General features: G+C 32.6%; 18 protein-coding genes. All 18 read right to left on the bottom strand.

Features of this window, described 5'->3' with window-relative positions; all coding sequences use genetic code 11:
• Positions 1 to 238 precede the first annotated feature (238 nt).
• The 18 genes from CHB81_RS03610 to CHB81_RS03525 all read right to left on the bottom strand — a co-directional run bounded on the left by CHB81_RS03610 (position 239) and on the right by CHB81_RS03525 (position 19,215).
• Entirely contained in the window at positions 239 to 2,074 is a 1,836-nt protein-coding gene (locus tag CHB81_RS03610; protein WP_089350518.1) for a type VI secretion system baseplate subunit TssF, read from the bottom strand.
• A 907-nt stretch (positions 2,075 to 2,981) separates the two neighbouring features.
• Positions 2,982 to 3,314 (bottom strand): hypothetical protein, encoded by a 333-nt coding sequence (locus CHB81_RS03605; protein WP_089350517.1) that lies wholly within the window; start codon positions 3,312 to 3,314, stop codon positions 2,982 to 2,984.
• A gap of 23 nt (positions 3,315 to 3,337) precedes the next feature.
• Positions 3,338 to 4,513 (bottom strand): hypothetical protein, encoded by a 1,176-nt coding sequence (locus CHB81_RS03600; protein ID WP_089350516.1) that lies wholly within the window; start codon positions 4,511 to 4,513, stop codon positions 3,338 to 3,340.
• A 3-nt stretch (positions 4,514 to 4,516) separates the two neighbouring features.
• Positions 4,517 to 6,319: a type VI secretion system Vgr family protein gene (locus CHB81_RS03595; RefSeq protein WP_089350515.1), complete on the bottom strand. Its 1,803-nt coding sequence runs from the start codon at positions 6,317 to 6,319 to the stop codon at positions 4,517 to 4,519.
• 19 nt (positions 6,320 to 6,338) lie between these two features.
• Positions 6,339 to 6,734, bottom strand: coding sequence for a type VI secretion system tube protein TssD (gene tssD, locus CHB81_RS03590; RefSeq protein ID WP_089350514.1), 396 nt, complete (start codon positions 6,732 to 6,734; stop codon positions 6,339 to 6,341).
• A gap of 140 nt (positions 6,735 to 6,874) precedes the next feature.
• Positions 6,875 to 7,261 carry a type VI secretion system tube protein TssD gene (gene tssD / locus CHB81_RS03585; RefSeq protein WP_089350513.1) on the bottom strand — a complete coding sequence of 129 codons (387 nt, stop codon included), beginning with the start codon at positions 7,259 to 7,261 and terminating at the stop codon, positions 6,875 to 6,877.
• 158 nt (positions 7,262 to 7,419) lie between these two features.
• Complete coding sequence (locus CHB81_RS03580) at positions 7,420 to 7,851, bottom strand: GPW/gp25 family protein (RefSeq protein ID WP_089350512.1); 432 nt, start codon at positions 7,849 to 7,851, stop codon at positions 7,420 to 7,422.
• A 13-nt stretch (positions 7,852 to 7,864) separates the two neighbouring features.
• A complete protein-coding gene (locus CHB81_RS03575; protein WP_089350511.1) occupies positions 7,865 to 8,578 on the bottom strand; it encodes a hypothetical protein in 714 nt (237 codons plus the stop codon).
• Positions 8,579 to 8,629: 51 nt separating this feature from the next.
• Positions 8,630 to 9,154: a hypothetical protein gene (locus tag CHB81_RS03570; protein ID WP_089350510.1), complete on the bottom strand. Its 525-nt coding sequence runs from the start codon at positions 9,152 to 9,154 to the stop codon at positions 8,630 to 8,632.
• A gap of 134 nt (positions 9,155 to 9,288) precedes the next feature.
• A complete protein-coding gene (locus tag CHB81_RS03565) occupies positions 9,289 to 10,662 on the bottom strand; it encodes a DUF5458 family protein (protein ID WP_176427484.1) in 1,374 nt (457 codons plus the stop codon).
• Between the two features lie 19 nt (positions 10,663 to 10,681).
• Positions 10,682 to 11,131, bottom strand: a complete 450-nt coding sequence (locus CHB81_RS03560; RefSeq protein WP_176427483.1) for a hypothetical protein — start codon at positions 11,129 to 11,131, stop codon at positions 10,682 to 10,684.
• A 54-nt stretch (positions 11,132 to 11,185) separates the two neighbouring features.
• A complete protein-coding gene (tssO, locus tag CHB81_RS03555; RefSeq protein ID WP_089350508.1) occupies positions 11,186 to 11,698 on the bottom strand; it encodes a type VI secretion system TssO in 513 nt (170 codons plus the stop codon).
• Positions 11,699 to 11,721: 23 nt separating this feature from the next.
• A complete protein-coding gene (locus CHB81_RS03550; RefSeq protein WP_254920950.1) occupies positions 11,722 to 12,846 on the bottom strand; it encodes a hypothetical protein in 1,125 nt (374 codons plus the stop codon).
• Positions 12,847 to 13,176: 330 nt separating this feature from the next.
• Positions 13,177 to 14,172, bottom strand: a complete 996-nt coding sequence (locus CHB81_RS03545; RefSeq protein WP_089350506.1) for a hypothetical protein — start codon at positions 14,170 to 14,172, stop codon at positions 13,177 to 13,179.
• Positions 14,163 to 16,529 (bottom strand): hypothetical protein, encoded by a 2,367-nt coding sequence (locus CHB81_RS03540; protein ID WP_089350505.1) that lies wholly within the window; start codon positions 16,527 to 16,529, stop codon positions 14,163 to 14,165. The genes CHB81_RS03545 and CHB81_RS03540 overlap by 10 nt, the downstream gene beginning before the upstream one ends.
• Before the next feature lie 17 nt (positions 16,530 to 16,546).
• Positions 16,547 to 17,032, bottom strand: coding sequence for a DUF4280 domain-containing protein (locus CHB81_RS03535; protein WP_089350504.1), 486 nt, complete (start codon positions 17,030 to 17,032; stop codon positions 16,547 to 16,549).
• A gap of 15 nt (positions 17,033 to 17,047) precedes the next feature.
• Positions 17,048 to 18,211 (bottom strand): LysM peptidoglycan-binding domain-containing protein, encoded by a 1,164-nt coding sequence (locus tag CHB81_RS03530; RefSeq protein ID WP_141130358.1) that lies wholly within the window; start codon positions 18,209 to 18,211, stop codon positions 17,048 to 17,050.
• Positions 18,212 to 18,225: 14 nt separating this feature from the next.
• Positions 18,226 to 19,215 carry a TssN family type VI secretion system protein gene (locus CHB81_RS03525; protein WP_089350502.1) on the bottom strand — a complete coding sequence of 330 codons (990 nt, stop codon included), beginning with the start codon at positions 19,213 to 19,215 and terminating at the stop codon, positions 18,226 to 18,228.
• Between the last annotated feature and the right edge of the window lies 1 nt (position 19,216).

Below are 19,216 nucleotides of genomic sequence, written 5' to 3'. Positions count from 1 at the left end.
AAATCATTATCCACCGTTTTGTCCTTATTTATGAAACCTTCAAATTCAAAATATTTATTTGAACTTAACTTTCTATTCTCTCGCAGCTGAATCGTTATTATATGTTTTATTTATCTTTAGAGCTTACCTTTTTTATCAGAATAAAATCCTTCAAGTACAATCAGTCTGCTATCCATGGATGAAAAGAGCGTATTAGAATAAATACTCATTAAAGTTGAAGACCGAATAAACTATTTTTTTATTCTATAAACAATCGATAAGGAAATACATTCGATGATCTGTTTTTAAGATGCTTCATGAAGCTCTCGCAAAGATAATCCCATTCAGCTACTGATAAATGTTCTTTTTCTGCCGCATTTATTTTTAAGTAAATATCCACTGTTCGGCTAAATCCTGCTTTTAAAGAAATTTCTTTACGTGTTCCTTTTTCTACTTTAATATGAGTGATGGAACTTTTAAAATGATTAAACCCAAAAGCTTTTATATCGGCAATAGTTACAATTCGCCCACGTGTCAATAAAGCATTACGATAGGCTAAAATTCGATCTTTATTATTTTGTTTATCAGTTCCGCCAACAGTGTTTGTGACCAATACACATTCCTTGCTTACAAAAGACAAATCTTCTTTACTTTCTAAAACAGTACCTACTTTAAGATCATTTGCTTCTTCTGCACAAGTAGACCAGTAACTTATTTCAAATGATTTTCCCACAGAATCATCATTTTTAGGTTTTATCATTAAGTAAGGATCATTGTTTTTAGAAAAACTACTTTCTTTAGCCTGCTGTTCTACCGAAGCGAGCAATTGATTAATCTCTACAAGTGAAGTATTCATAAAATCTTTTCCTAATCCTGAAAAAGAAGAGCTCTCGTCTTTTAGTAAATCTAATACATTTCGCAGTAATTCTGAAGCGCTTCTGGAATCAAATCTAGAAACACCACCTGTTCTCAAAACTGCATTTCCTTCTTCGATTACCCCATCTTTATATTCTTTGATTTCGTATCGATTATTATAAGCATCGACCACAGTATCAATATCAAGATAAATATCATTATTAGCTTCTAATGCAACATAGGACAATGAATTTCCAAGTGTTTTGCTGATTGAATGCCTCTTTTTATTAATAACCGGAAAGCAGTTTGCTGTAAAAGACACATTATCGATAATCTGAGGAATCAGCGATTCAGGAAAAATCATTTTTATCCAAATAATGCGATTATCATTGTTATTTGTTATCTCCTCAAAGGGCTTATACTCATTAGAATAACTACTTATTGATTTATGCTGTATTTTACCTTTGAAAGTATAAAAATTATCAAAGTAAAATTCATTTACTTCCTGCATTATTTCACTAAGCTGGGTATAATTTCGATTGATAATATTGTCTATATCCAGATTGTTTAAACTGATATTATATCCTTCCTCTACAGTAATTGGAATTTCATCATGGAAACATTTCATTTGTTTGAGGTAGTAGTGAAACATTTCTTTCTGGTGCGTATTTTTAATATCAATATAGAGCATTAAATCTTCCAGTTCCAAAACATTCTTGTCGAGTAGCTCTATGCCTAAAACAACTACTCCCTGTGGTAAAGTATTTTGATAATCTCTAATCGCATCTTTATAAAAAAGGTTGGAAACTTCAAATAGACTTCTTTCATACGCAATATATTTTACTTCACAAGAAGACAATTTTACTTCCAAAGTAGGCGAGAGCACTATTTCCTTGTTAATAGGTTCCAAAGGATTATAAATATTATGAATTCTCCTGCTTACTGTCATTTGGTTGTACAATGAAATTTTCATATTGTTGTCTAACGGCAAAGCATGCATAATTGCCCTAGCTGGTTTAGCCGCTGAAGCTACTTCGGGAAACATAATTTCAAGAACTCTTTCTACTACCCGCGTTTTAGAATCCTCTAATTCATGTGCTATTTTTTCTAATTCATAAGATAACGCATTTAACATCATGGATACTACAGGATCAAATGAAGTTTCCATTTCAACATCTGAAAAGCCCCATGATCTTGCTGCTCTTTTTAGTACTCTATCTTTAATTCGTTCTTGTCGCATTGTTTTTATTTTTTTGCAAAATTCGAATGTGTTTTTTTAGTGCGTTACCTGCTTTTTTCGTTTCAAAGAAAAAATACCCTACAAAAACATTTCCTATATTTTTACCTTTAAGATTAATATTATGTTTTATACTGATATAAAAAATATTTTATTTCTAACCTGGTATGTCATTTTTATTTGCATACCCGTGTCCATAAGTCTTCCAAAAATCCAAAAGGTTTTTGTGTTAAATTTAAAATATTGTTTCCTCTACCAAGCTTAGTTATATTAAAAGTATATCTGGCATTTACACTTATTAAGTCATACACTTAGTTATTATTTGATAATCAACAAATTAAAGTTGAGTTTTGTGGATAACGTTATAAACAACTATAAAAACTGATATTAAAACAATACCGAATAAAAATAAATAGTTAATAATAAACACTTTATGAAATTACTTGAGCGTATAACAAAATATATTTATTAATTCACATTATTATATATAAAATTGGCTGATAGAGAATAGGAACTAACCATATATTCAACTTATTGTCTACTTTATAATAGAAAAAATAAGTTAAAATTAGTACCCCTATAATGCAAATGTTAAGATATTCAATTCAATGAAATCAGCTGGAAATTGCCCACTTCCATGTTTATGAATGTAATAAAGGTGAGTAAAACTTACTAATTGAATTACTGTTACTATATTTGTAAAAATTATTAATCTATTCATTATTTATCTATTTAACGTATTATAAAAAGTGCATTATTTTTTATATTAGGAAGTCTTTTCCTTGCCTTGCAACCAAGGATAGACTTTTTTGCACCATTTTTTAAAAATATCAAATACGCTATATAAGTCGAGACTATAACAGCTGGTTCATATGGATATTGATAAATTTTTGTAGCCAGGGACCTTTATTTACCAAAAACCTTCAGCATGACCATTCATATCTATGTATGCTCCGTATTCATTTGTTTTAATTGATTTAACTACAAGTAAATAAAATTTTTCACTTGTAAATTTAACTATGACTTTAGCTTTTTTATTGTAAAATATAGTATCATTTTTTAGTTGAAATATAGTATCACTTTCAAAATCAACGAAGTCACCTTCTCCTATTTTAATTCCTTTTTCATATCTCCATTGTGATTTTTTAACATAATCAAGATTTGGTGATTTAAAAAAGAGTACTCCAATAAAAATTAACAACAAAAGGAGAATACTTAATATTACTTTTTTATAACGTTTCATTACTAAGGCGATTAAATTTATTATTATTTTCTTTTTCCTTCTTGAAATTTGTGAGATACTGTTTTTCCATTTTTGTTAATTTGCATCGCATAAGCTACATCTTGTTCATCTAAATTCCAATCATCTGATCTGCCTTTTCCCCCAATCAAATACGTAATCTGAAAAGTAATATTTTTTGAATTTTCATTAATAAAATTATCTTCTCCATTTTCGGAATTAATTCTATAATTTGTATATTGAGATGGATATCCTGAATTTTGCTGACCTGCAACCAAAACATTTTTAAAATTGGGTAATGATGAAATGTTTCTAGAAAAAGATTTACCACTTGGCAACCCTGTTTTACATCCAAAAAAATTAGCAACAGCCTTATCGCCATGGTCAACCCAATTAAATTTCAGCTTACGCCATCCAGTCAATGTCATTTGTTTTCCGTCAAGTGCATCAGTACTTGTTGTAGTAGTTCCAGTGGGTCCATCTGGAGCTGCATGCGACCAAATACTTAATTCTTTTGTTTTTCTATCAATAATTTGTTCTTTAAAAATTTTAGCTATTGAGGCTATATCTTGAAACTCAGATAAAATTATTAAATCCTTTCCTTTTCTAAAATAAGCTCCATTTTCAATGTCTTTTTTTCTAGTTAGTGCTGCTGCCCTAAACATTTCGTCACCTCGTTTATTTTGGCTAGTATATAAAAGGACGTATAGAAAACCATCTACTTTCAAACTCAACTCAATACTAACCCCATCATCAGCTTTCTGATAAAAAGCATATACTTTAGCTTTCTCGAAATCTTGTTTTAATATAAGAGGAATTACTATTTTTTCACCATCTAATTTATTAAACGGTGCAGTACCTGAAATAATTTCCTTTTGTCCCTCATCTAATTTCATTGCCCATTTTAACAATGGAAGCTCAGTTTTAGATGGCTTTCTAGTTGGCGTAGCTTTAAATAAATAAGATCTTCCTATAACAACATTCTCAACTAATTTTCCATTAGCATCAAAAGGTCCTTCAACTTTTGTTATGCGGATATCTGTTGAAGGTTTTCTATCTTTATTCTTGTCAAAGTTTATGCCTTTATCACCATTCTGAACTACTTTTTTTCCGGATTGATTCCTAATTTGAGCTGCATCTTCCCGAATACATCCTGATGCATTTTCAGCAAAATTTTTGGCTATTATAGTAATATCTCCCATAATTTATGCATTCAAAGATTTTTCTCCTGAAAGATTTTCTACTTTGCCTTTACTGTTCAAAATGTGCTCATCAACAGAAATTGCTTCAATTTTCCCTGATGCATTTCGTAAAATATCTTTCGCATCTGCAGTATAGTTTTCGCTGGCTACTTTGGTTATATTTTTTGCCATCAATAAATAATCTGCTCCCGCAATTTGTGAAATCATTCCAATCGAACTCTGTGAAATATCTGCTCCTGCATTTTCTGTAATGTTCCTCCCAACAGAAGTATTCATGTTTTCTGAAACATTGATGTTCATGTTTTTACAATTTAATGTCATGGTTTCCGGTGCCGTAATATTGATATTACTTCCCGTTGTGTCTAGATGAATTTCGTTGCCACTTTTGTCTGTAATGATAATACTCTCGTCTTCTGTAAATTTTATAATGTGCCCACTTCGGGTATGAATTGCTTTTATATCATTTTTGGGTGTGTTGTAGCCTGATGACTCCTGACCATTGTAATAGGTTCCAGATACGTAAGGACAATCGACATTACAGCCTTCAAAACTTACCTGTACTTCTTCGCCTGTTTCAGGTAAAAAATAAAATCCTTTTCCTGCTCCGCCATGTGGCTGTATCATACGCATCCAGTCGCTGGTGTTACTCCATCCAGCCCAATAAAAATCGACTTTAATGCGTCCCATTCCTTCAGGATCGTTATTGTCTATAACTTTTGCAGGCTGGTTTTCGGCTTTTTTAAAAGATTCTACATCTGTATAATATGGTGCTGTAACATCGGCTGGAATGGCTTTAAACTCGCAGCTATAATTTCCGTTTACTCCTGAGTGATGTATTGTTTCGATTGCTATCAGTTCATGTTCTACGGTTTGGTTTTGAATTGTAAAAACCTGTCCCAAACCTATTGGCAGATAGGAGGTACCGCTGTAAAAAATGCTGTTGGCATCTCTTCCGGCATTCTGAAGCCTGACCATTTCGTCAATTTCATCTTTGTTTTGGGCATTGTTAGTATAAGCCCCATGGCTTAAGCCTTTGCGGGCAATTGATCCCTGATTAAAACCTACCGCTATTGCAAACCTGTCTCTGCTGCCGCTTGTTGTTTTTTCTAATGCATTTTTGATGTTTGATGCATTATTGTAATCATACCCTCCAAATGAGGTTTTGTGCGAAATTAAATTAGCTTCGATCTTAAACTTGTGAAGTGAGGAGCCGTTAATGAGTTTTATTTTAGAGGTTTTAGTCTGCCCGAACTGCATGCGCATGCCGTCAAAATAAAACCATTGTCCGTAACGTGCCGAAAGGCGTTTCATAAAATCAAAACTCGTCTCGTTATATTGCGGTTTGTACTTAAAAGACTTTTTGAAAGTGGGCAATATAGCCTCTCTCTGATAAAATTCTCCTGAACTTTCTTCGGCAAATATTTCTAAAGCAATTTCCTGCAGGTTCTTTTCAAGAAAGATTCTGGATTTTTTCATGTCATCGAGCACAATAGTATGGCTAATGCCGGTAACATGCAATCCAGCTGGACTTCCGTGCAAATCAATAGACTGCAGTCCTTTGATTATTCCTTTAGACATTAATCTGATTCCTTTTACCTTGAATGTAAAAATAACTTCGGCCCCAATGTGTTTGCTTAAAGCTGCGGCCTGATCAGTCGGGTTAATTGCGGCTTTTCCTGTATATTGCCAAACAAAGGAAAAATGATGATGATCTGCCATTTTTTGTGACAGCTTTAAATCATAATAAATTACATTCTGGCTAAAACTGCTGATAGAGATATGTACCTGTTCTAAGAATTTTGACATGATATAGTTTCTTTAAAATTTAATCCAATTCGATCCAGTTGTTATAAAATTTTGCATCATCAAAAACAAATTCTTTTGCAACTAATTCCATAGTTATCTTCATTGGTATTTCAGTTGTACTTGTAAAAAGTTCATCGTAACCAATACAAAATGCTTTTTCAAATGTTAATTCTTTCATTTTGCTCATAGCATCTCTTCGGTAAAAGGTAATTTTACCATCTTTGGTTAAATCACTGTTCAACATCCAGGATAAAAAATGGGTGTTTTGGGATGACTCAATTATCATTTTAATAATGCCGCCTCTCGGATTTCCGGTTGGCTTGCTGGCAGTATCTATATCTTGTTTGAAATTGATATTAAATTCCAGTATATTATATTCTTCTCCATCGATATGTAATTTTGCTAAAAAACTCATGTGTTGTATTTTTAAATTATAGGTATATCATTGTTTAGCCTAAAGTAATTAGGCTAGAATAGCTGCAATAAATAAATTGATAAAAAAGGAAGTCCAACTAGTGGACTTCCTTTCATTAAATTTGTTAAAGTCCTGCCGGATTATACCCAGGCATTGTCAAATTCTCCTCCGCCCATCGAAATCTTGCGGGCAGAGATCATGAAGCTTTCCGTTAACGGAGTTTTGCTCTCATGATCAAAGTTTTCTTTGTACTTCACCATGTAAGCCTCAGTAAACTTCAGCTCTTTTAAGGTAGCATTAGAGTCACGTTTGATGAATTTCACAGACCCGTCTTTTCTTTCGAAATTGTTGGTCATCCATTCGAACAATTCAGTTCCTCCGGTAGATTCTACCTCGATCATAACTCTTCCTCCACGGGTTACCGTAGATGGACGCCCTGAAGCATCTGTTTCTTGAGCTAAATCATAACTCACATTTAATACTTTGTAGTCCTTTCCGGCTACTGTCAACGATGTTAAAAACGACATAATGAAAAATTTTAATTATTAATTTATTTATTCATGCTTTAAATATACAAATAAAAATCTTATAAATAATTATTCTTTTATAATATTTATACTACATAATATATTTTTTATTAACCTTGTTTTTTTAACGATCTACAGTACCCTGTAGTGGTCTTTTGTCATTTATAGGATAAGGGTCCGACGAAAAAATATCCCCTGAAATCAAAATTCCTGTTGGTACTTTTTATAACAGCTTCAATAATTATATCTACTCTTTTTTTAGATCTGCTAATATCATCAACGAAATATTTGGTCTCTGATAATTCCACTTTAATTTCATTGGCTTTGATTCTTCTTTCGTGAAGAAACAAAGATTCTTTCATCGTTTTTGAGATTATTTCTTTCAATTCATTTTCATTTATAAGCAGATCAAAATCAATTTCCCAGATCTTAGAGCCAAAGGTTTCATCAAACTTACATTCTCCAAATGTTGTTGTGGCTAGCAGTATGATCTGCTGTGCGATAGAATGTTCGATAGAAGTTTTTTCTAATTCTTTTTTCTGAATTATGGCTTTAAAATCTATGGGCAGTTTATAAAAGACTCCTTTCATTTATATTACTTTTTTAAATGTAAATTAGTTTATCCGCTTGTCCTTTTTTATTGGTTTCCATAGCTTTTGAAACCTTTTTTCGCTTGACGACATGAAGTTTTACTTTTGGGGTAAGCTTTAAAAATTTCTCCCGATACAGTATGTCTCCAATAAACCTTTGCCCTTTCTTTTCATCTACAATGATGAAATAACTCGTTCCTTTTTCGATTTTTAATTCATTAATGTCACCTGCAAATATTTGTATCTCCTGATCTGCTTTTTGAAAGGTGTAGGTAAGTTCATCTTGATTTAATTTTCTGTATTTGGAAATATCAAATATTTCGATTTCTTCTTTTAAAGGCTCAAAGGGGATATTCTCGAAAAGGAAATTTTTAGCTTCCAGAAATTTTAATCCCAAAAAACTCCATAATCCTTTTTTGCTTGTTTGCCCCTTAAAGAAATAAGTGTCACGGGTCACTTTATACACTTCTTTTTCGTTGGTTTTATCATCGGTAACAATCATCTGATAGGTCGGGATTTCAATTTCTGCAGGAATCTCCGTTTTTCCTAAATGCGTTTTTAAATTCACTGAACCTACTTGCTGTTCTGAAATTATGATACTAATGGTATGCTGTTTTAAGGCAGAATCTGTGCGGACAATAATTTTGCCTTCGCCGCTTCCTGCATAAAAAACAGAACCGTCGTTTTCTGTAAGTCCTAATGAAAGATCTAATTCCGGAATTGGCATATTTTTAGTTTTTTGTTTGTGTTTTTTGTTGTTGTTTCGATTCCGGTTATTTTATTGGCTCTTAATTTTATATAATTTAAGGCAATAGAGATAAAACCTTATGTTTTGATTATCGGCAGTACTTGGGCTGAATTCGTAATCTTTTTTTAGCGTGAAAAACTTTATGGTATTGATTTCATTTTCCATTAACTTTTTTCTGTCTTTTCTGGTCAACTGCAAAGCGGCTGTTCCATCACAGTTTACAGCAAATGAATTTTTTAATATATAGCGGTCGCCGTTTTTAAAATACAGTTCTAATGGCTGCTTTTGTTTCACGCACACATTATCTGTGAAAATTTTAAAATACAGGTATATTTTGCTTTTTCTTTTCCCCAGTTGAAATACGGCATACTCGTAATCTTCATTAAAAACACGCAGCAAAATGGGGGGCGTACTTGCAAAGCGTTTTCCGTACAGCAACAGCTCATTTTGCGTAATAGGGCAATTTAAGGTGTCTATCGGATTAACTTTTTGTGCTTTAACCGCATTGGTAATGGTGAAAAATGCAACTAAAAGTAAAATTTTAAGTACGTTCATATTTGAATTATTTGGTTTGACCATTCAAAGGATCAATGTCTTTTTTTTATTAAACCTAACAGGTTTTAAAAACCTGTTAGGCTCTATTGAAGGTTGAAATAACTAAAAATCTAATCTTCAATTATAGAATGCAACTATTTTTGTTGTTCATAATCAGTATCCCATTCTGTTCCGTCATCTCCTTTGTGACCGTCCATTTTGATAAGGAAGTTTTTAGCAGGGAAATAAGGTTTCATATGAATGTCCATATAGATTCTGTCTTTCTGGATTGGGTCTTGTTCGAATCTTCTGATCTCGAAGTTTTCAATCAGTTTATCCGGACCGGTAATTCCGTCAAGGAAAGCAACAATCTGGTTCATGATTTCTTTTCTTGTTTTCGCTGTAAAGTTTTCGAACGCGCGACGGTTTAAGAAATCCATCAGAACCTTGGTCACATAATCAAAAACACGAACTACAGAATAGGTTTGTAATCCTAAATTGTCTCCGCTAAATAATGTTTTTGCAGAGAAAGCCATTACTTTTCCGTACTCGTTTACCATAGGAACTAATCCTAAGTTTTCAAGATTGGCGATTTCACTTTTCTTAAGATCGAATTTTACACCATCAACCTCATTGATGCCACCGAATTTTTTACCGGCTGTAACCTGAGACATTAATGTTTTGTATATTTTTCCGGCAAGTGCTGCAGAAGGTGCGATGTGCAAATCTTCATTTTCTCCAATTTGGTCAAATCTTCCACGTCCTACCAGCCAGTTGCAGGTCATAATTACATTTGAACGATAGGCATCTCCTCCTGTTAAAGCAGCAGCATCGAACATTTCCATTACGTCATCCGGCTCGTCAAGGTGTTCGAAATCAGTAACCAGCATAACTTTGTTTTCATGCGCAATTTTTGCCCATTTTTCGATTACTTTATTTGATCCTAAATAACCTGGAACAACCAAAATTCCGTAATTGTTTTTAAGGTCTAAACGGTCGTAATTATCAACGAGTTCTGAGTGAATAGCATCGATAAATCGGGTATTGTCAAGATCTTTTAATTGCTCTAAATCAGCATTTACAATCGTAACATTTTTTACTTTGTCTGTTTCTGTATTTTTGAAAAACAAACCAATAGTTCTGTAAGCAGCTTCAATTTCTCTGGTATCTTCAACCGCTTTTATCAGATTCTTTTTTAGTAAGGCTTCCGATTCTTTGCATTTGTCTTCACTCTGAGCCACCATATCGGTTAAGGCTTCATTGCTGCTTAAAACAGACTGCCAAAGCTCTAATGTCTTTTTAAGCGTTTCTCTTTCTTTAGCTTTATTTACTTCACCAAGGAAAATTTTTCTTCTTGCTTTTCTGTCTGGATTAAGGTTTTGAATACCTTCAATAGACATTTCCAATAAATCGAATCCGCCATATTTAGCCAGTTTTTCAACATTTTTTTCAATTGAAACTCCGGTTACTTTACGTTCCAATACAGCTGTATCTGTCTCACTGGTTTGATGTGCTTGTTTACTTGACATATCTTATATTTTTAAATTCTTATTTGTTTTCTTTTAGTTCATTAATCAAAGTTCCAAGACTTTCCAATAAGGCTTTTTTTGCATCTGCATCTTCCAATGCTGCTTTCAAAATTTTATTCGATTTTAACTGACGGATAATTTTTTGATATTGGTCTTTTTCAGTTTCCAGATCTGATAAAAAAGCACTTTGGTTTGTAATTCCTTTTACTCCAAAATCACCCAGATTTTTGAATTTCAATCCTTCTACTTTGGTGGTCCCATCTGCCGTTTCAAAATTTACTTTTACTTCCGGTTTAAAATGCTCAAATGCTTTTTCAACACTTGTAATTCCTTCGACTAATTCTGGTTTGATAGGCGAATCAACGGTTAGTTTTTGAGCAATAAGGGTTCTGTTTTGAGGGATTGCAATGATGGCTTCATCTGTATCTAATTTTACCTCATTACCGCCAATTCCATAGTTTGATAACATAATTTTATTTTTTTAATGGTTATTTTGTTATTAATATTTTACTCTAGTATTTTGTTACTGATTTTGATAAATCTGTCGACAGACATCCAAATCCCTGCTTACTTTTTCCAGCTCTTCCTTATAGGTTTTAGCCGATTGGTTTAAACTGTCTATAAGATGTGAATTGTGCGTAAGGCTTCTGATTTGTTTTTTATAATCAATGATATTTTTGTAAGCCAGGATAATATTGCTGTACAGTTTCTTATTCTCTGTAGAGTCTTTTGGTATTTTCTGGTAAACATTGGCAACCATCACATTGGCCAGACGCTGCTGAAAATCATTGTCTACCTTTGGCGAATTAATAGAATCAATGGTCATTCTGATACTATCGATTTTTACCGAAAAATTAGTCTGGTAGTCGTACTCTCTTTTCATCATTTCATTCTCTGCCTTCAGCATTTTATTCTCTGCCACAGGCATATAAAAATTATAGGTTACTGCAACTATCATCACCACAAAAACAAGGGTAAAGGCAATTAGAAATGCTATAAAGGCTTTCTGGCGTTCTGTTTTGTTTAATACTTCCATAATCTGTTATTACTGTTTTATTTTTAATCTTTTATAAAGTAACCATGACGTTTTGGGTTGTGAACGATGTCCTTCTTGTCGGTTTCGGCAACAAACAATTCGATGTTTTCTTTTTTCTTCCCGATGTAATCCAGTTTGCTCAGTGTATCAAACAGTTTTTCTATTTTTGCCAGAAAATTCATGGTCAGGGTTGCCGTTTTGTCTATATGTACATGGTCGTAACCGGTATTGATAAGGGTTGTAAATAATATTTCAAGATCGCCCTGTGAGAGATCACACCACTCGGCAAAATAATTTAACAGCTCTTCTTTTCCTGCCCCTGATTTCGAATCGATAAAGTTTTTCATAACCCTTGCAAAAGATACCACTGTACTCAGCATTGCTGCGGGATGCTGGTGCAGGGAGAACCATCGAAACTGGGTTAAGCAATTCCCTAAAAAATAACCGGTGTTATCAGCCAGCTGCATCATGGTATGTGCCAATACGCCGCTTTGCTGGATTCTGTTGATTTTTTGGGAAATCTGTACCGAATAAATTTCTATCTGCCCAAACGAACGCGCGATCTGCGCCTGCATGTCTACCAATTTTGGATGGCATGCAACGGTCATTGCCGATGGAATATAATTCTCATCGAGCACCGTAGTATCTCCAATTAAAATTTTACCTATTGCCAAATAATATCCTCCATAACCAATTCCGGAGCGAAATTGTTCTGCTTTGATCAGGTGTAATTTATATTCGGGCTGCGTGTAAGGATATCGGGGCGGAACTTCTTCGGGATCCGGTTCCCCAAAAGGAATCCTTGTCATGGAATTTACCGATATACAAGCCAGCAATACCAATTGTTCACCTTCTTTTATCTCATAGGTATCTTCGGGATAAGGAATATGTAAATCGAGTGCATCTGTATTGCTTTTACTGATTTCGATCCTTGATCCGTTTGGGGTAATGGCATGGCATTCTTCTACACGTACGCGAAGCAGTTTGTGATTGTCGATCCCTAAGGTAATTTTTGTTGATTCTTTATTTTGATTCCCCGAATCTAATAAGCCATAACTTATAGGCGTTGTATGAATACCTATAGCATCATTTACCAATTGGGAAACATTGTCCTGCATGGATAAAAAGTGACTCTTGTTTATTTTCATCCCATCAATCCAGTTTACGGGAAAATGGTTTAATTTTTCTATCATGATTCTATATTAAATGAGATTTTTTCTGTTTACATTTTCTATTCATTTCTTCATTTTCATTTGTTACTATTTATTTTTATAAATTAATTTATAACAAGTTTTTTCGGGTTAAATATTAAAAATTTAGTACACAAAACCTCTTTCTAGGTATCGAAAACATTTTTTGTAATTTTTCTTTTTTAGGTTTTAATTACATTTCACATGTCCATCAGCTAGCAAGAATGACTTATTCTTACTAGCTGAGGCTTTCCTTTTCAATACGCAAGGAGCTTGTTTTTAAATAAATTATTCACATTTTGATAAAATAATTGGATTTTTGTCTTCGTTTTCTTTAATTAAGACAAAATCCTTTTCAAATTCAAGTTTTTTTAACTTATCATTATACAAACCTTTCCAATAAAGTAGAAGTTTATCATTTTTTAAAACAAGTTTTCCAATATTTTCTGATTTGGATATTTCATTATCGATAATACTTTTTTTATCTCCACTATAATTTTGTTGTGATTCTGTGTTTTTAAATCTGATGTCATATTCTCCAACTTTGTTTTCAATATTAATTATTTCTACATTTATGTAAATTGCATTATCTGAATACAAAGACAAATAACCATTGTTATCAGAAATATCAAATGTAGTCAAGGAATTTTCACAGTTTAATCTCCACAATCCATTTAAATCTAATTTAGGAGCTTGAGATTCTTGAGGTATATTCTTTTTTTGTTTTAATTTTATTGCTTCGAAAAATTTATCTTGTAATAATACATCAATACTAAATTGATTATTATTAAACGAAATATTAAAATCTTTTTTTAAAACACCTGATTTTTCAACGTTTGGTTGTTTAATATTAAAATCCCCTAAATAAGACAGATTCTCATTTTCAAATAGATATACAAAAAAAACGGAACTATAATAATCATCTCCTTCAATCATGAATATCTTTTTATTCTCACATTTATAATAATAAAAATTAATATTTGCACTTTCCAAATTTAAATTTGCCAAATACTTTTTTCCATTTAGTCCTAAATCATAAGATTGTTCTTTGTTGCTTTTTATTTCATAATTTTCATTTTCATATTTGAATATTAATTCGTTACCATCTTTCTTACTAAGATACTCTTGCTTTATAAAGCAAGATTTGTCATTTGTAGTAAGTACAATGTTTTTTACATTGTTTTCTGTTACTTTTTCTTTATTTTGCTCTTTACAACAAAACAAAGTACCTAATAAACAAATAAAAAAAAATCTTTTTATTTTTAGTAAATCAGCTATCTCCATTCTCTATCTTTTAAATTATTTTGAAAATCTATTTCCGTTTGTGATAATTCATCCTCTGTTTTGAATTTAAAATAAACAGAAGGATTACATTTTCCATTTAATCCAGCGGCAGAACCTACATTTGAAACTTCAAAATGTAAATGAGGATTTCTAGTAATGAAATTATTGCCATTCCGTCCTGAAATACCAGTCAAACCAATAATATCATTGTAACTAACTTCATCACCTTCATTAAAAAAATCATTTTTACTTAAGTGCCAAAAAGTAAGATATATAGTTCCATTTGAATCAAATCCTCTTTCTAAAATTTCACCCTTCCTTTGATACTTAGGAACATAATTTTCATTTCTTAAGCTTTTAAAGGTTTCTACATCTAGAACTTTCAATACAACTACATTTCCTGCCATTGACGAAGAAGTATATATTTTGTGAACTTTACTTCTTACACAAGCATAAACTTTAGTTTCTGGTTTAGCTAACAAATCATTACCTGTGTGATTAGCACTTCCATCTCTAATTCTTTCACCAAACGAGCCATGCCATGGTTTATGCCCTCCTCCTTGGGAGTACATGCACAACATTGGATTATCAATTGGAAACCTCCATTTACCATTATCTTCCTTATTTTCTGAAACAGTAGTAGGTTCACAATTATTAACTTTAAATACTTCTATTCCTTTTTCAAAATATACTTTACATTCTTTCCATCCTTTAAGTCCCGGATTTACTTTACCTCTAATTTTTTTTATATTTGAATCTGTAGAGTCTTTTAAAGTGTCCGCTACTTTCCAAATTTCATGCTTTTCCCAATATGCAAAAGCAGTTAATACAGCATATTTTGCTTCTTTAACTTTGTCAGGATTTACTTCTAAATCAATAAAGTGTTCAGGAAAAACATCTTTTAAAATTTTAGAGGCATCTTTATAATTACCTCTTCCTGTAATTTGTTTTAAACCTCTACCTCTAAACTTATATCCATCTCCACTTGCTTCATTTCCATTTCCATTATCAAAACCATTACCATTACCATAGACATAATTTAGAAGTCTCTTCTGAGGATTGTCATTACAATAATCATCTAGTAATCCTACTCTTTCAAGATATTTTGCCCTATCTCCAAATGTGGCTTTACAATTAGCAACGGTATATCTCTTAGTATCTGTCTCTACCATCCAATCAGGATTTATTCCTAATGTTTCAGTTCCTACTTGTGCAAAAAAATGTGCTTTCCTTAAGCAAGTATCTAAATGTACTGGTTTCCCATTTTTCTTACTTAATTTTATAAATTCATTTATATATTTAACTATTTCTTGTCTAGCAATTTTATGTTTTGTGTAAATACCAAATGTTCTTTCTATATCATCAAGCGTAATATCTTTTTCACAATTTGGACATTCACCTTTCTTCTCCTCCTTTTTATCAGGCATAAAAACTTTAGCAAGACTATTAACAACCTCAATAGGATCTGGTAAAATCATTGGTATGGCTTTTAGCACTGCTTCACTCCAATCGTATATTGTCCCGGTAACAGGTTCTTTAATTCCTTTTTCCTCTTTTTTAGATTTTCCTTTGGTTTCTGCTGGTGCAGCAGATCTTGGTTTAACAGGTTTTTGGGCAGCGGGTTTTGAATTGGTTGTTTTATGATCCGGATTTATAACATTAATATTGTTACTACTTACCGTTTTTTGTCTAAATACTTCAGCTGTTACATAATACTCGTGTGTTTTCCCTTCGCTTTTATCACCTTTGGCTAATTGAGCGTTTGCCATTTTGGCAAAATCGATATCTAATTTAAATTTAATATCAGCAATACCATTGGATACCAGCTCAGATTTTGTTACGGCTTTGTTGTTTTTATTTATTTGGCTATGTCCCGCGCCCGGAGCATCATCTTCCCATAAAGTAACATGTACAGCACAATTATCAAGATTGGTGCAATGTACTCTTGCGATTACCGTCTGGTTATAAGCAAAGGGTTTTGTCTGCAAATTTCCTAAAGCATCACATAATTCAACTTTTACTATTTTGCGTTCTATAGTGTCAATTGGTTTAATATCTAGTGTTGCTTTTTCTTCACCCAATTGGGCGACAATGCGTATTCCTTTTCTGGACAAGCTTATTTGGTTAAACGTATAATTGGCAGTAGGTCCTATTTTATTATTTTTTTCCTTTAGGTTCCATTTTCCATATTCGAGTATATACACAGACCACTTCACCTGTTCTGTAAACGGGTTATTTCCGGCAGGAACTGTTTGTCCAGGTAAAAAGCTCTCAGGAAGAATGGAGTTACTTACGGTGTAAATTACTTCTTTTCCTACTTCCGGATTAGGGTTTCCTATTATTTTAAAATTTGACATACTCTATATATTTATTTTCAAACAATATCATTATCATCTAAGTCTGCCTGAAAAGCTGCCATGTCTACCATTGGGTTTATCTGGCTGTGTAATTCGGGATCGGCATCCTTAAAATTTTGTTTTCCTGTCTCGGGTTTTTGTCCGTGTTTTACAACTTCAATACAATCCGGTGCTCCCATAGGGCAGGTGCCTTTGCTGTCTTCTACTAATATTTTGCCTTGATTACTCAGGGTTATTTTATCATAAAAACCACTCCATTTGGTAATTTGAGCCTTACATGGCAAATAATCACTTCCCGAAGGCTGTTTTTTGCATTTGCCAAAAGTGTTTTTCTCTAGTGTCTGCCCAATATCTTTATCGCTGGCTATAAGTTTTTTAGCGCCGTCTTTATCATTGGCATAATGCTTCTCTTGTGTTTTTACCTTTAAGATATCTGTTTTGGGATCAACACTAAATTTGCATTTTAGAGTAGCTCCTTGTACCACAATATGTTTCTCGCTCATAACTTTATATTTTATTTAAAAACGACTTATTAATCCCTTAAAAAAACCTGTTTTCCTTTTTTCTTCAGCAATAAAAATTGACTTTCGGGTTCCTATAATGACCTCTTTTTTTTCATTTAGGTTACTGATTTCTATAATAACTTTTTTAGGTATAGAAAGGTTTAGAGAGCAATCCAGTACTATTTTCTCAATCGAATAATGATTTGGATTTAAAAAATATTCCGCATTATAATTGCCCGTAACCTCTTCATCTATCAAAAAATCTTCTTTTATATCATCAGTCAATTCTCCTTTTTGTTTAATCAGAATCAGGTTTGCTTTATCCAGATATTCTTCAATATTTTGTTCTATACCTGCTTTTACAATCGCTTTTTTGGGCATAATCGAAAAATTTGCATCTTTCTCTAAAACCAATTCTGATCCGTAACAAGTATGGACTCCATTAAAAAATACTTTCAAAAACCAATCATCCGAGAGTGATTCCAGCAGGCTGTCTTCAGTTTTTAAAGTATCTTCTACAGCATTGACATATTGTAGAACTGTTTTGCCATCATGATAATCAACAATTTCACTTTTTTTATCTTGCCAGCGTTTCTTGATTGTTTCATAATTAAAAATGTCAATCCAGTTTCCGCTTTGGTCTACTACTACCTGCACAGGATATAAAGCATTGGCAGCCATTTCTGCTAATACATCTGCTTTAGTTTCAACAGTATTTCCGTCAATAAACATTTTTGTTAATCTGTCGATTTCAAAAAAACATATCCCATTTTTATCTGCCCGAAGCCACTTTACACTTATTTCGTATTGAAGATGTTTTATTTTTTCTCCACTTTCAAGAGTATATTTTACTTTATAACGATTATTTATATTAACAGGATAAAAAGGAATTGTATAAGGTTTACTGCCAAAGATTACCTTCTTGCTGGCAACTTCAATCGAAGTTTCATTACTACTGGTCTCACTTTTGTGTGGAGCCAAAATCAAAAATTCCGTATGGCTTTTAAAATCAGCATCAATCAAATCAACAATAGGACAATGTATATTATGGTACCGCCTGAGTTCTCTGGCATTTATACCAAGCTCTTGCGCTACGCTCTGGAGCGTATCTCCTTTTCTTATTTTATAAGTAAGATGCTTGTCGCTTGATGGCATCTCAGATTCGTCTATATAGTACATTAGTTCTAAATAATTTAAGATTTTTCTACAACGGCCTTATTCTCGTTTTCTGCCTTTTTTTTGGGCTTATGTTCATACGTAAAATCAGGGTCTTCCAATTTATCTTTTGTATCCGGCTCAACTTCTTTTCGTTCCTGTCTTTTACAAATAATTACTGAATTCTCTGTAATACCATTGGTTCCTAACGGATAGCCTGGATCTACATACTTAGCACTTTCATACCATTTGGGCTGCAAAAAAAATACCCAGCTGCAATTTTCTCCGTTTTTTTGTTTCAGCTCTATCTTGCTTTCAGCATTGTGGTCGTTATAACCTGTAACTGTGTGGTAAAACAAGTTTTCAAAATCAATTCTTAGAGGGCCTTTTGATCGAAGTGAAGTATAATTATTACTATCTGCCTTTTTTTGAATTAATAAAGTAATCAGCAATAAATCTTTCATTTCTACGTCTTCAACTACAGGAAAAGGATCATCTCCTTCGGGTATTTTCCAGGTCACATATTCTTTGGCAGGTATTTCCATTATTAAATTAAATACCATGTTGATGCCTGTTGGTACAATAAACACCAGAAAATGGGAGCACATTAAAAATGTGAAGTAGATGCCATTAAGTGCCGTGTAAATAATCATAAACAACACACTCGAATACAGCATAATGAGCAGACAAAACAGCAGTTCATTTGTTATTGACTTTATCTCAAACTCGTCAAAATACCAGCGATAGAGATAGGCATGCAGTATACCAAATAATAAAGAGATTATCTGATAAAAAAGAAATTCGTCAGACAGCTCATTAAATAACTTGTTGTGTCCCAAAAAGGCCACTAAGGCATACATCAGGGCAAAGGAGAGTATATAGATATAAAATCTCTTTTTGTACGTTGCTTTAAATTCTTTTACCTTATCACTAAATACTAATGTAAGTATAGCACTAAGGACTATAATTACCACTAAAATTACGATGAGCCTAATATCTATAAGCTCTAATAAATGTTTCTTTATCATT

This window comes from Flavobacterium sp. ov086 (assembly GCF_900187965.1).
GTDB lineage: Bacteria > Bacteroidota > Bacteroidia > Flavobacteriales > Flavobacteriaceae > Flavobacterium.
This window is presented reverse-complemented; position numbering and strand designations above follow the sequence as displayed.